At 42.4% G+C, this 14,082-nt stretch carries 16 protein-coding genes; 2 read left to right on the forward strand and 14 right to left on the reverse strand.

The window, feature by feature from the left end; genetic code table 11:
* Positions 1-19: 19 nt before the first annotated feature.
* From A33I_RS15925 to A33I_RS15935, 4 genes are all read right to left on the reverse strand, one after another.
* Positions 20-322 carry a DUF4212 domain-containing protein gene (locus tag A33I_RS15925; RefSeq protein WP_022629354.1) on the reverse strand — a complete coding sequence of 101 codons (303 nt, stop codon included), beginning with the start codon at positions 320-322 and terminating at the stop codon, positions 20-22.
* Positions 323-556: 234 nt separating this feature from the next.
* The gene (locus tag A33I_RS15930) at positions 557-847 is read right to left on the reverse strand and encodes an ABC transporter ATP-binding protein (RefSeq protein WP_022629355.1); all 291 of its coding nucleotides are present in this window, start codon (positions 845-847) and stop codon (positions 557-559) included.
* 10 nt (positions 848-857) lie between these two features.
* Positions 858-1,034 carry a hypothetical protein gene (locus A33I_RS21125; RefSeq protein WP_022629356.1) on the reverse strand — a complete coding sequence of 59 codons (177 nt, stop codon included), beginning with the start codon at positions 1,032-1,034 and terminating at the stop codon, positions 858-860.
* A 383-nt stretch (positions 1,035-1,417) separates the two neighbouring features.
* Entirely contained in the window at positions 1,418-2,323 is a 906-nt protein-coding gene (locus tag A33I_RS15935; protein WP_022629357.1) for a stage II sporulation protein SpoIIQ, read from the reverse strand.
* A gap of 186 nt (positions 2,324-2,509) precedes the next feature.
* On the opposite strand from A33I_RS15935, the gene A33I_RS15940 reads away from it, so the two are divergent.
* Complete coding sequence (locus A33I_RS15940; protein WP_022629358.1) at positions 2,510-3,181, forward strand: hypothetical protein; 672 nt, start codon at positions 2,510-2,512, stop codon at positions 3,179-3,181.
* Between the two features lie 21 nt (positions 3,182-3,202).
* Here A33I_RS15940 and spoIID read toward each other — a convergent pair whose 3' ends face one another.
* Positions 3,203-4,225 (reverse strand): stage II sporulation protein D, encoded by a 1,023-nt coding sequence (gene spoIID, locus A33I_RS15945; protein WP_022629359.1) that lies wholly within the window; start codon positions 4,223-4,225, stop codon positions 3,203-3,205.
* A 138-nt stretch (positions 4,226-4,363) separates the two neighbouring features.
* On the opposite strand from spoIID, the gene A33I_RS15950 reads away from it, so the two are divergent.
* Complete coding sequence (locus A33I_RS15950; protein ID WP_022629360.1) at positions 4,364-4,828, forward strand: hypothetical protein; 465 nt, start codon at positions 4,364-4,366, stop codon at positions 4,826-4,828.
* A gap of 455 nt (positions 4,829-5,283) precedes the next feature.
* On the opposite strand, the gene murA is transcribed toward A33I_RS15950, so the two are convergent.
* From murA to atpF, 9 genes are all read right to left on the reverse strand, one after another.
* Positions 5,284-6,600 (reverse strand): UDP-N-acetylglucosamine 1-carboxyvinyltransferase, encoded by a 1,317-nt coding sequence (murA, locus tag A33I_RS15955; protein WP_022629361.1) that lies wholly within the window; start codon positions 6,598-6,600, stop codon positions 5,284-5,286.
* A 44-nt stretch (positions 6,601-6,644) separates the two neighbouring features.
* Positions 6,645-7,415, reverse strand: a complete 771-nt coding sequence (locus A33I_RS15960) for a YwmB family TATA-box binding protein (RefSeq protein WP_022629362.1) — start codon at positions 7,413-7,415, stop codon at positions 6,645-6,647.
* Between the two features lie 98 nt (positions 7,416-7,513).
* Entirely contained in the window at positions 7,514-7,747 is a 234-nt protein-coding gene (locus A33I_RS15965; protein ID WP_012960699.1) for a DUF1146 family protein, read from the reverse strand.
* Between the two features lie 664 nt (positions 7,748-8,411).
* Positions 8,412-8,813, reverse strand: a complete 402-nt coding sequence (locus A33I_RS15970) for a F0F1 ATP synthase subunit epsilon (RefSeq protein ID WP_012960700.1) — start codon at positions 8,811-8,813, stop codon at positions 8,412-8,414.
* Positions 8,814-8,913: 100 nt separating this feature from the next.
* Positions 8,914-10,326 carry a F0F1 ATP synthase subunit beta gene (atpD, locus tag A33I_RS15975; protein ID WP_012960701.1) on the reverse strand — a complete coding sequence of 471 codons (1,413 nt, stop codon included), beginning with the start codon at positions 10,324-10,326 and terminating at the stop codon, positions 8,914-8,916.
* A gap of 68 nt (positions 10,327-10,394) precedes the next feature.
* Positions 10,395-11,264: a F0F1 ATP synthase subunit gamma gene (locus tag A33I_RS15980; protein WP_022629363.1), complete on the reverse strand. Its 870-nt coding sequence runs from the start codon at positions 11,262-11,264 to the stop codon at positions 10,395-10,397.
* Positions 11,265-11,391: 127 nt separating this feature from the next.
* The gene (atpA, locus tag A33I_RS15985) at positions 11,392-12,900 is read right to left on the reverse strand and encodes a F0F1 ATP synthase subunit alpha (RefSeq protein ID WP_012960703.1); all 1,509 of its coding nucleotides are present in this window, start codon (positions 12,898-12,900) and stop codon (positions 11,392-11,394) included.
* Between the two features lie 21 nt (positions 12,901-12,921).
* Entirely contained in the window at positions 12,922-13,470 is a 549-nt protein-coding gene (locus A33I_RS15990; protein ID WP_022629364.1) for a F0F1 ATP synthase subunit delta, read from the reverse strand.
* Positions 13,467-13,961: a F0F1 ATP synthase subunit B gene (gene atpF / locus A33I_RS15995; RefSeq protein ID WP_022629365.1), complete on the reverse strand. Its 495-nt coding sequence runs from the start codon at positions 13,959-13,961 to the stop codon at positions 13,467-13,469. The genes A33I_RS15990 and atpF overlap by 4 nt, the downstream gene beginning before the upstream one ends.
* Positions 13,962-14,082: the final 121 nt, after the last annotated feature.

The raw sequence follows: 14,082 nt of genomic DNA on the forward strand, positions 1-14,082 counted from the left end.
CCTTTTACTCTTCTCTTTTTTAGTGATCTAGTGCTTTCCCTGCACTTGCACGAATATTTTCTTCTTCATTGATTCCAAATTTCTTATCAATCTGATCACTTATGATAGCGTTTCCAAAAAGTAAGAGTACGAAGGTTACGACAGCTCCCTGTGCCCCCATAAAGTAGTTAGCAGGCATTCCCATAATGTTAAAAGTTACAAAGAACTCGGCAAAGGCAACAACGCCAAATGATACAAGGCCTCCAATAATTAAACAGACAATGACAAGAGTCGTTCTCGCACGAAAATAGGCATCGGCTACTTTCTTATCAATCTTCTTCAAGTGTTAACGCCTCCTTGGTTTTGGTTTGTTTTTAGGTGGTTGGGTGGCTGGGTGGTTAGTATTTAGTTGGTTAGGAGAAAGTTCTTAAAGACTTTAATCTTTTCCTAAAACCTAACAGCTAACCAGCTAACCAACCTTTTGCCCTTCTAACTTTCCAACTTTCCAACCTTTTTCCTTTCCAACTAACTAACTGACTGCTTATTTCATCGCCTCCTTATTAGAGTAAAATATTCATTAGGCTTGGTGTGTAAGTTGTTGTGGGGTCATGATGTGGTGGCAGTTTGTGCAGCGTCTAAGAGGTGTTTTCTTTTTAGCAGATTTGAAATTCATCCAAGCTATGAATGGAATAAATGCTAGAAAAATTGGATGAACCACAAAAGTTAAGACAATAGCCACGATAAAAGGCAGGATACTGAGCATGAAAAAGTATTGCCCAGTTTGAATATAGGTGAGTGAGTCTTGATGACATTTCGTACAGTGTTCAGCATTTTGCTGTGTCACTTGAGTTTTCTTTCGTTTCGGCATAGCTTCCTCCCTATCTTAGATCAAAGATAAACCGGACGGTCTCAAAAAAGCCCAGCGGCACCATGGCGATTTGAACGACAAAGTACACGAGAATCGCTGCAAATGGAACAGATAACATCAGCGGCTTTTTCATTTTAAAAGCAAAGAAAATCGATAAGGTCGTGATAAGCAAGAATACATACAGCATACGTGCCCTCCTTTTATGTAATATATTTTTGATGTCGTTTACTCAGACCGGATAGTCAGTCTCGAGTAGTACTAATACAGATCATACGAGCCATATGTAAGCGTTATCATTATTTTGTTAAATATAGTGGAACATCCAAGCAGGTCTTCTTGCGGTGTTCCATAACAGTCTTTTCATAAGCATTATTATTTCAAATATTCTGAAATATGTCAAGAGAGAGGACAAATGTCTTTTTATTTTTTGTAGACAAAATATGACTTGCGGGAATGTGCGGGGGATCGGGCGGCTTTGCAGATTATCGGGCATCCCCTGGTGGTGAATAAGCTCCCAACCCATCAGAAAAAAACGACCCACGCTTGATGCGTGAGCCGCTTTCTTAAACATTATCCAATATTATTTTCTTCTTCATCAGACTCTTCGGCACCATCTTCGTCTTCAGCTGGTGCTTCTGTTTCGTCTTCATCACCAAGCGCATCTGCATTTTCATCAGCTGGCTTGTCTTCTTTTTCACCTTCTGCAGGCTCAGTGCCTTCTGCTGGTGCTTCCTCTTCTGCATTAGCCGTTTCTTGCTGCTTTTTCACAGCATCGCCAATTGAATCAATCGGCTGCTCAAATACATCAGATGGATTGACAGCAACTCCGTCTTGACGGATCGCAAAGTGAACATGTACGCCTGCTTCTTGATTATATAAGTTGCGGGCTGCTTGTCCGATAACGTCACCTTGTCTTACCACTTGACCTTCTTCAAGCTCCACACCATCTAAGCTGTGGTAATGCGTAACGATTCCATTATCGTGACTAACTTCTACAACATATCCAAGAAGTGCATCTTTCTCTGACTTTACAACCGTTCCACTTAGAGCAGCAGCTACATCAAAGCTTTCGTTTTCAACGTGACCAAAATCAATTCCTTTATTTTGACGGTATTCATTATTGTAGTATACCAAAGCGAGTTCTTTTTCTTCAGCAGATGCTGACTCATCAAAATAATGGACAACTACTTCAATTCCTTCTTCTTCTGCAACTGGCTTTTTGATGACTTCATTTGCAGCAGTAACTTCTACTGCTTCTTCACCATACATACCTTCTTGCGATGGATCTTCCACTTCGACTCCTTCGCCTGGTAGAGCTGATTCGTCTCCACCTTGCATAAAGAACACGGCACTTAATACACCAGCGGCTGCGACTAAATAGACTGCGGGAACTACCCAGCGCTTCTTTAGGAAGCTTTGTAGATCAAATGAATTTTCCTCATTTTTAGAAGAGCGTTTATTTTCTTCTTCTCTCATTTCTCATCACCTCAGCAACCAGTTTGAGCCGATTCCTGGAAATATATACATTCAACCGAAAAAAATTTTTAGATTAGTTTTCGACAAAGGTATGCGTATTATGCGCAATTTGTAAAAAAAGATTTCTCCCACTGACATTTAATGTTAGGCTAGAACTCTGTGAGAAATTATGTAAGGAGTTATGGTATGAAATTATTTAATGCTTTTGTTTTATGTGTACTAACCTTTTTCGCCTTTCTATATGCCAGCTTTACGATTATTGATTATGGGTCCCTGCTCGCCCAACACATTAGCTTATTTGAACCGTTAGCGGACTTTTTTTCAAAAGCATTATTTGTATTGGGATTTTTGATGTTCCCACTCTTATTAATACCTGTTTTTCCGCTCATCGGATTGTTTATTTTATTCCTGTGCTCTGTCGTCATAGCTGCTTATTCAAAAGACTGGTCACGGCTTGGCGGGTTATTATTAGGTGCGTTAATTGGAATTTTCGTGTTAAAGCTTGTGGACATTGTTCTTATGATAGGGAGACATAGTTTGGAGGTTGCTTATTTCCTTCCCCAAGTATACAGTCCATACATCGGCATCATCCCCCTCTTATTCATGATAGCCGGACTGATCTGGTTTAAGCACATAATGAAATGGATCCACCTTGGCGGGATAACCCTAGGTGCTACGATCAGCTTCTTTGCAGGACTCTTTACGTTAATGGTATTCGGAGGTCATTGGTTCGAGTTTCTTCAGCCTGGCGCAGTTCATACTCTCCTTCTACTCGTTTTTGTTGCAGCAGGGATGACCCTTGGAAATTGTTTGGGTTTTAAAAAAGAAATACGTACGAAAGAAGACCCTTCCAATTGAGGGTCTTCTTATTTTGTGTTATTATTCCGCTCTCGCCGTCAGCTTTGCTTCATACGACTCCATCGACTGGATGCTCACCCCTTGATAGTAGTGATGAACAATCTCCTCGTAGTTCTTTCCTTCTTTGGCCATACCGTCCGCTCCGTACTGACTCATACCTACCCCGTGACCCCATCCTCTTGTTTTTATGACCACTTGATCCCCTTGACGCTGCCAGTCAAAGTCTGATGAATTAAGCTCTAATTTATCACGAATTTCACGTCCGCTGAATTCTTTTCCTCCGACACTCACTGTCGCTACACGTCCTCCATCGGTACGTGCTGTAATAGAGCCGACTGTCCCATCGCCCGGAAGGCTTACCCCAAGCTTTTGCTCGACCTCAGCTTTTGTGAATACTTTTTCTGATGTAAATTCGGGAGAGCGTTCATCCCACGGGCTCTCTACACTTCTTAAATAAGGAATTGGATTTGGCCAATAGTCCTCTGAGTTCTCTGTAAAGCCATTGCTTGTTGAAAAAAAGGCAGCTGTGATCGGCTCTCCATCATATGTTAATACTTGTCCTTGCGTTTGTAAGACAGCCTCTTTAATTCGTGCATAGTTTTGCTCGAAGTCGCCTCCCCAGCGAGACTTCAACTCTTCTTTTCCTTGATAAACTTGATGCATCACCGTATCTGTAACCATTGCGTCACCAGGCACCTCGACATCTCCCGGTTCAAGCATCTGTCTTAAAATGTACGTTCGCGCGGTTAGTGCTTGCGCTTTTAATGCTTCCATTTCAAATGTAGCAGGCATTTCAGAAGCGACGACCCCAACTACATACTCTTCTAAGGGAACTTCCTCCACTTGCTCGGTGCTGCTCCTAAACACTTGGATCGATACATCTGCTTGTGGCTCATAGGTGACTTGATTCGAGACGGCCGGCTTTTGATTCGTTGGTTCTAGCGTCGTAGTCTGCGTCGATCGATCCCCGATTAGCACCATCATTGTAGGAATGATCAGTACAACCGTACACAGGATTGTTGCAATAATGAGTAACCGTTTCATATTCAAGCCTCCATTATGTCTTTGATCTCTCTATTATTTTATGTGGGAGGCCCCTCTAATAGAACAAGTTCTTCTTACTGTGATAAATGCGTACATGCCGGAATAGGATCAATAGAGAAATCTTAAGGAGGGGCGTCTATGCTGCGTAGAAGAAATCCACTTCAACCTCTGATGTTGCCAACCATCGTTATCATTGGACTCTTCTTTCTCGTCATTTTTTTAGTCATTCCGTCTGAGGCAAGACAAGTGAAAAAGGTAGTTGATGACTTTTACTCTCTTGAGCAGGAAGCCAAGTTTTCTTCTTCATGGGAGTTGTTTCACTCATCTATGCAAAGCCATTTCTCACGGGATCGCTATATAAGTGATCGGCCTCATACATTTATGAATCATTTTGGCGTTGATACATTTGAGTTTGATATGAGCCGTCCGAAAAAATTAAAGAATTGGAAGCTCTATGAAGACTCAGAAAAAATGGAAGCTTATGAAGTCATAGTGACCAAAACATACCGCGGAACATATGGCCACTTTCAATTTATTCAATATGTATATGTCGCAAATGAAGAAGGAGACTGGCGGCTGCTTTGGGATTATAAAGAGAAGTAAGAGGCTTCTCTTTTTAACAGTTGTGGACAAGCTGTTGATAACTAATTTATATAGAACCTTTATAGAAAATATGACTTAATTTTAAAAATGAGGCATAAAGGCGGTAATATTCAGAATATAAGAATAAAAAGAGTTTATTTTGGCTAAATTGATGGATAAGGAAACTTGTTGACATAACTGTGGATAAGTTGTGGAAGAGATATGCGACGTTTGGAAACATTTATGCGTTTTTCTCGAGCGCTATTGCATCGGTTGCTTGAGGAATTGCGCTGATTGAGAGCGCGTATGTGTCAATTGATAGCAATTGCGCTGGTTCAGCTGTTTATTGCGTGAATTGGTGAGGGAATAGCGTCGATCTAAGCGTTAATTGCGCCGGTTTCAACTACGTTCATCTTGCACACGGTCACCCGCTCAAAAACCGCAAAATAAAAAAGCCCTTCGAAAAGGGCTTTTGATTAAAGGTTTGTGTTTACACGTAATGGAGCATCTTCAGTTGTCGTTTCTTCTTCAACTTGCTCTTTTACGCGTTCAACGTCAGCGCCTAGTGCTTGTAGCTTGCCAGCAAGATCTACATAGCCGCGGTCGATGTGCTTAAGTTCAGTTACACGTGTCATACCGTCTGCTACAAGACCAGCTATTACAAGAGCTGCACCAGCACGAAGATCTGTTGAAGCTACTTCTGCACCTTGAAGGTTGTTAGGACCTGAGATGATCGCTGAACGTCCTTCGATTTTAATGTTAGAGTTCATGCGGCGGAATTCTTCCACATGCATGAAGCGGTTTTCAAATACAGTCTCAGTGATCACACTTGTGCCTTTTGCTTTTAAAAGAAGTGCCATCATTTGAGCTTGCATATCCGTCGGGAATCCTGGATGAGGCATTGTTTTAATGTCAATTGCCTTTAGTGTTTCAGGCCCGATGACACGTAAACCATTTTCCTCTTCTTTGATTTCAACTCCCATTTCACGCATTTTCGCGATTAATGGACGAAGATGCTCTGCTACTGCTCCTTCAACTAACACATTTCCGCCAGTAATAGCAGCCGCTACCATAAATGTACCAGCTTCAATACGATCGCCGATCACTGTGTGTTGAGCGCCGTTAAGCTCTTCTACCCCTTCGATACGAATGATACCAGTACCAGCTCCGCGAACTTTTGCACCCATACCATTTAAATAATTCGCAAGACAAACGATTTCAGGCTCTTCTGCTACGTTTTCGATGATTGTTGTTCCTTCAGCCAGGACCGCAGCCATCATAATGTTTTCAGTAGCACCTACACTTGGGAAGTCAAGGTAGATTTTTGTTCCTTGAAGCTTGCCGTCAATGCGCGCTTCGATGAAACCATTTCCGATTTCAACTGTCGCACCCATTGCTTCAAACCCTTTTAAGTGCTGATCAATTGGACGTGATCCGATTGCACAGCCTCCAGGAAGAGCGATACGAGCTTTACCTACGCGCGCAAGTAATGGCCCCATCACTAAGAAAGACGCTCTCATCTTGCGAACATATTCAAATGGTGCCTCTGTTTTTAATGTTTTCTCGGCATTTACCGTAAATGTGTTGTTTACGTACTCCACATCAATATTTAAATTACGTAATACTTCTCTCATTGTGTATACATCTGCAAGCTCTGGCACATCATAAAGTTTGCTTGTGCCCTTTCCAGCTAAAATCGATGCAGCAATTACGGGTAGCACAGCATTTTTAGCACCTTCTACTTTAACAGTGCCTTCTAGCTTATTGCCACCACGGACAATAATTTTTTCCAACGTATTCCCCTCCGCGTCTAGAAATTATAGTCTCTTCTATATCATCAATATTCAGTCGTAATAATAGGCGTTCCTATTGTCACGGTTGTACCGGAGCCCATTGTCTCTCCGCTTCTTAAGGCAACTTGCAGGTTCATCTTGTGACCTTTTGTAACGATGGCATCTGTCCATACATCATTGTATGCAGAAACCGAGACAAACGTTTCTTCATTCAGTGATTCAATCTCTGTTGCACCGAGCTTTTTTACGAAATCTCTTGCTTGGTCTCCCAGAGAAGGTTGCACATATTCAGAATCTTCCGGTCGTACTGCTCTTACTTGAGAGTAAATAGGCGAGTCTTGCAGGGAAAATGATTCTTTTCTCTCTTCAAGTAATTCGTGTAATTCTCTCTCACCAAGCGCTTTGGTTGATGTTCCATTCAGTTCATAAGTGTGGATGATTTCATAGGATCCATGTTGTTCGTATGCATAGATACTCAGTCTTTCTTGGCTGTCTCCCAAAACGCTGGGACGAGTTGCCTCGATCGACCAATCTGTCTCAGACATGTGTACGTCGCTCACATTCCAACCAGTGAATTGGCTGTTCAAATTATGTACATACTGCTTAAACGCTTCAAGATCGCTAACTTGACCTTGTCCTGCTCTCATACGCAGCTGCCACCCTTGAACATGTAATTCTTCTTGTTGTGCTAAATCTAAAATGGATTCAATTTCACGTAAATTGTTGTTATGTGCGTGACTTGTTGTTGCCTGCATATAACTGTACCCTGCTAAAAGAAATATGAAACCGAAAAATAGTATTCGTACCATGCCCATAAGACTCACTCCCCCAAATAAAGCTGATTAGTACCATTTTTACCTTGAGGAGTAAAAGCATACATGGAAGTTGTAGTCATTACTCGACAACAACCACCTTACCACAAATACCGTAACATCGTTGAAGCATTGTAATAATCAAGAAAAAAGCTACTTACTAACTGGGCTACGGCGATGGTGACAAGAATCATCAACGCTTTTGCCTTAGGGCTATTCGGTTCTTTGACAAATAGATCAAACTTAAAAGCTTGCAAAGCCCACCAAGTGATTGCTAAAAACATCACATTCACAAATACGTGGATCAGTGCTTGCTGGCCTATGCCTTCAAACAACGTTTTAACCCCCAGTCCCAATCCTTCTCTCGTGTTACTGTAAGTAGAAATTTGTCGATTGACTCAAAAAAAAATGTCAAGGACAAAGCAATCCATTTTTCATCTTAACGGATTTTAGCAAAAAAATCTATAGCGAATTACCATCATTTTTATAGTTGTACGGACCTATCTTTTGTCATGTTTGTCATCTAATCCATGACTTATGACACAGCCTCATCCATACCTCCTAATCATACGATACATAGCATGGATAATATTCACATGAAATCGTGAAATAAAGTCAAATTAGTGACGGATTAGTGAGTGAGAGTGGTGTGAGGATCAAGCACGATGAGGAGTTTATCTAGCGAAAACAGCGTTCATTCTTGCAAATAGTTTATTTTTTCGGCGAATCTTCTCTATAATCCAGCGAAACGCTGAATAATTTTAGCAAACGGAGCAATATATTGGAATGTACAACATGGTCAAGCGATATATCGAACATAAAACTCATTTTATCAAACAAACAAATGCATAATTCGAATAAACTCATCATTATTTCGAACAACTTTCCACTTTTTTTGAACAAACGGAGCAAAAATCTGGAAAACAAACCCACAACACCACGCCGCACCTCATCACAACCACAAAAAAACAGGATGAGCTGAGTGCTCATCCCGCTTTCTTATTTACCAGTGACATCTAGACGGTTGATCGCTCTCTTCAGAGCAAGCTCAGCACGTTTGAAGTCTACTGCATCTTGTTTTGTAGAGTTGAGACGACTTTCTGCACGTTCTTTAGCAGCGCGCGCACGGTCGACATCAATTGCTGATGGTAATTCAGCAGCCTCAGCTAAGATCGTTACTTGATCAGGGCGAACTTCTACGAAACCGCCACTAACCGCAACTTGTTCTTCAGAGTTGCCTTTTTTCAAGCGTACTGCTCCAACTGTAAGCGGAGCAACTAACGGAATATGTTTTGGCAAGATACCTAGTTCGCCTTCAACCGTGCGAACTACTACCATATCCACATCACCATCATACACTTTGCCATCAGGAGTTACTACATTTACACGAATCGTCGACATGTGAGAAACCCTCCTCGAGTAGCATCACGGGGTTAGTTTGCATAAACAGGTGCGCAACAAGCTTAGCTGCGCCCCCGCTTTAGTTTATGCGATGCGTGAATTACGCCATTTGTTTTCCTTTTTCGATAACCTCTTCAATGCGGCCGACAAGACGGAATGCATCTTCAGGAAGATCATCATATTTACCATCAAGGATTTCTTTGAATCCTTTGATTGTCTCTTTAACTGGCACGTAAGAACCTTTCTGACCAGTGAACTGCTCAGCTACGTGGAAGTTTTGAGATAAGAAGAACTGGATACGACGCGCACGGTGTACAACAAGCTTATCTTCCTCAGAAAGCTCATCCATACCTAGGATTGCGATGATATCTTGAAGTTCTTTATACTTTTGAAGCGTTTGTTGAACTTGACGAGCAACACTGTAGTGCTCTTCTCCAACGATTTCAGGAGAAAGTGCACGAGATGTTGATGCAAGTGGATCAACGGCAGGGTAGATACCCATCTCAGATAATTTACGCTCTAAGTTTGTTGTTGCATCCAAGTGAGCGAACGTTGTCGCTGGCGCTGGATCTGTATAGTCATCGGCTGGTACATAAATCGCTTGGATTGATGTAACCGAACCAACTTTAGTCGATGTGATACGCTCTTGAAGCTGACCCATCTCTGTAGCAAGTGTCGGCTGGTAACCAACGGCTGAAGGCATACGGCCTAGTAGGGCTGATACCTCAGAACCTGCTTGTGTGAAACGGAAGATGTTATCAACGAAAAGAAGTACATCCTGACCATCGCGGTCACGGAAGTGCTCTGCCATTGTAAGACCAGAAAGAGCAACACGCATACGCGCACCAGGCGGCTCATTCATTTGACCAAATACCATGGCAGTCTTTTTGATAACGCCAGAGTCAGTCATCTCGTGGTAAAGGTCATTCCCTTCACGAGTACGCTCACCTACACCAGCGAATACAGAGATACCGCCGTGCTCTTGAGCGATGTTATTGATAAGTTCTTGGATAAGAACAGTTTTACCTACACCGGCACCACCAAATAGACCGATCTTACCACCTTTAATGTAAGGTGCTAGAAGATCTACTACTTTAATTCCTGTCTCAAGAATTTCAGTAGTTGTTGAAAGCTCTTCAAATTTAGGAGCTTCACGATGGATTGGGTCACGCTTTACATCAGCTGCAACCGGCTCACCTAAGTCGATTGCTTCTCCTAGTACGTTGAATACACGACCAAGAGTCGCTTCTCCAACTGGAACGCTGATTGGAGCGCCTGTATCAAGTGCCTCTGTACCACGTACAAGGCCGTCTGTTGAACCCATTGCAACGGTACGAACTGAATCATCACCTAAGTGCAATGCAACTTCAAGTGTAACTGTAACATCAACCGCATTTTTGTCTGCACCTACTTGTACGACTTTTAATGCGTTATTGATTTCAGGTAATTGTCCGCTCTTGAACTTTACGTCAACAACCGGACCCATTACTTGAGTAATGTGACCTGTATTCATAGTATTCCGTCCCTCCTAATGGCTCCTAGCCAATTTTTTCAGGGTATTTGTAGTAGTTAAAATAATATCTATTCTAGTGCTGCTGCACCGCCGACGATCTCTGTAATTTCTTGAGTGATCGCCGCTTGACGCGCACGGTTAAACTTAAGCGTAAGCTCTTCAATTAGAGCAGATGCGTTATCAGTTGCAGCACTCATTGCTGTCATACGCGCACCGAATTCACTCGCTTTCGCATCAAGCAGTGATCCATAGATAAGGCTCTCCGCATATTGTGGAAGAAGTTTTTCTAGGATAGCTTGCTCATTTGGCTCGTACTCGTAAGAAGCACTAGCTGAAGCCGCTTTTTCATCACTACCGATATCTGTAAGCGGTAAGAGCTTCATTTCTGTTACATCTTGAGTGATTGGACTTACGAAGTGGTTGTACCAAACATACAACTCATCGAAGATCCCATCAGCAAACATTTCAACAGATGTACGCGCAATGTTTTTAATATCATTAAATTCCGGTTGATCCGGTAAGCCGATTACCTCTTGAATGATAGGCAATCCGCGTTTTTTAAATAAATCACGTCCAATACGTCCCATGATGATAATTCCGTACTCATCAGGAGAGTTGTGACGCTCTTTAATCGTGTTTAATAGAGAACGAATTAAGCTAGAGTTGTATCCGCCAGCTAACCCTTTATCAGACGTAACCACAATGTATCCTGTCTTTTTAACAGGACGCTCCTCAAGCATCGGATGAGAGATCTCAGTGCCTGATGATGCGATCGCAGCTACAACTTCACGAATTTTATCCGTGTAAGGAGTAAAAGACTGTGCGTTGTGCTGTGCACGGTTCAGCTTTGCCGCTGATACCATTTGCATCGCTTTTGTGATTTGTTTTGTCTTTTTAGTCGAGGTAATTCGTCCCTGTATATCACGTAATGAAGCCATTCGATTCACCACCTTTTCGCAAAAACTGGTTCGTGTTTTGCTTGGCAGATAGCAAGAGCCAAACGGCAAGCGTACTCTCTAGAAAAGTACGCAGCCGCTACCCCTTGCTAATTACCAGCCACTAGCCTTACTTGCTTGCACTAAAGCCCTTCTTGAACTCTTCGATCGCTGCTTTAAAGTCTGCATCTTCAGGAAGGTTTCCAGTTGTGCGAATGTGATCTAGAAGATCTTTTTTGTTGTGATCTAAGAACGTGAAGAACTCAGACTCAAAACGTTGTACATCTTCAACTGGGATATCATCCATGAAGCCTTTTGTAAGAGCATAGATGATTGCAACTTGCTTCTCAACTGGAAGCGGATTGTGAAGGTCTTGTTTAAGAACTTCAACTGTACGCTGACCACGGTTAAGTTTCGCTTGAGTTGCTTTATCAAGATCAGATCCAAACTGAGCAAATGCTTCTAGCTCACGGTACGCTGCAAGGTCAAGACGCAATGTACCTGAAACTTTCTTCATCGCTTTAATCTGTGCAGAACCCCCTACACGTGATACCGATAAACCGGCATTAACGGCAGGACGGATACCTGAGTAGAATAAGTCAGATTGAAGGAAGATTTGTCCGTCTGTAATTGAGATAACGTTTGTTGGGATATAAGCTGATACGTCACCCGCTTGTGTTTCGATGAAAGGCAATGCAGTGATTGAACCGCCGCCTTTAGCATCACTAAGCTTCGCTGCACGCTCAAGTAAACGAGAGTGTAGGTAGAATACATCCCCTGGGAATGCCTCACGACCTGGAGGACGACGTAGTAATAGTGAAAGCTCACGATAAGCAGAAGCTTGTTTTGAAAGATCATCATAGATCACAAGAACGTGCTTGCCGTTATACATGAATTCTTCACCCATAGATACGCCTGCATATGGTGCTAAGAATAGCATTGGTGCCGGATCAGATGCACTTGCTGATACAACGATTGTGTAATCAAGCGCTCCACGTTGACGAAGTGTTTCAACAACACCTGCAACAGTAGAATCCTTTTGACCGATTGCTACGTAGATACAAATCATATCTTCGTCTTTTTGGTTTAAGATCGTATCGATAGCGATTGCCGTTTTACCAGTTTGACGGTCACCGATGATTAACTCACGTTGACCACGGCCGATTGGAATCATTGTATCGATTGATTTAATACCTGTTTGAAGCGGCTCATGTACAGATTTACGATCCATAACACCTGGTGCCGGGCTTTCAATTGGACGAGATTTTGTCGTTGCGATTGGACCAAGACCATCAATAGGTTGTCCTAACGGGTTCACAACGCGACCTAATAATTCTTCTCCAACAGGAACTTCCATAATACGACCCGTACGCTTTACTTCGTCACCTTCACGAATGTCTGTGTATGGTCCTAGAATGATAATCCCGATGTTGTTCTCCTCAAGGTTCTGAGCCATCCCCATTACCCCGTTTGAGAATTCAAGAAGCTCACCAGCCATGACATTCTCAAGGCCATGTGCAAGCGCGATACCATCACCAACACGGATAACCGTACCTACATCTTGAACTTGAACATCAGACTGAAAGCTTTCAATCTGCTGCTTTATAAGAGAGCTAATTTCCTCTGGTTTGATGCTCATATCATTCACCCCTATCTTCTACTAACGTGTACCGGCAATCAGCTGACGCTCTAAGCGGTCTAGCTGTGATTTAACACTGCCGTCATAAATGCGGTCTCCGATACGAATCTTGAGTCCGCCAAGAAGGTCTTTATTCACTACATTGGTTACTAGAAGCTTCGCTTTGTTCACCTTTTTAGCAAAGATCACAGCGATTTGCGCTTGCTCTTCGCTAGTAAGCGGCTTAGCTGAATACACAACAGCCTCAGCCATATCTTGTGCCTCGTAAGACATATCCTTAAACGAATCAATCATATCCACAAGACTTTCAATACGCTTGTTTTCTACTAATAGAAGCAGTGTATGAAGGCTTGTTTCACTTAGAGAATCTTTGAAGCTGTTTTCAATGAAAGCACGCTTCTTCTCTGCTGTTACTTTCGGGTGCGCAAGAAGCTGTAAAAATTCTGGCGTTGTGTTCACAACTTCCTTTACAAGCTCCATCTCCTGCACAACTTGAGGTAAAATGCTTTTTTCTTCAGCAAGCTGAAAAAGGGCATATGCATAACGATTGGCTACTGCTTGGTTGCTCATAGCTCCTCGCCTACCTCTTTAAGATACTCTTGTACAAGCTTCTCTTGTTCTGCTTCATTAAGTTCTTTTTCAATCACTTTAGTAGCAATAAGAACAGATAGACCCGCAACTTGCTCACGAAGGGCAGCTACTGCTTGTTCCTTCTCGCGTTGGATCTCAGCTACTGCTGATTCCTTAATACGCTCAGCATCGTCACGTGCTGCTTTTACAATATCTTGACCTTGCTGTTCACTAAGTTTTTTCGCATTTTGAATAATTCCATTAGCTTCAGTACGCGCACGCTCTAGCTCTGCACGCTGCTCAGCGATAAACGCCTCAGCTTCTTTACGGTTTTTCTCTGCAGAATCAATTTGATCATTGATGATCTGCTCACGCTTCTCCATAATCCCCATAAGAGGCTTAAGAGCAAACTTACTTACTAAGAATAAAAGCGTTGAGAATGCGATAAGTTGATAAAGGGCTGAGCCCCAGTTAATGCTATCGAAACCCACGTGGATTCACTCCTTTCTTGGACGTGAAAAATAAGTAACCTAACGTATTTCGGCACCCTTTTATCGGATGAATAATTCTAATCGGTTAGTCGTACATAAGGAATGGCGCAGGTTCAAACAG

Source organism: Alkalihalophilus marmarensis DSM 21297 (genome assembly GCF_000474275.2).
In the GTDB taxonomy this organism is placed as follows: Bacteria; Bacillota; Bacilli; order Bacillales; family Bacillaceae_D; genus Alkalihalophilus; species Alkalihalophilus marmarensis.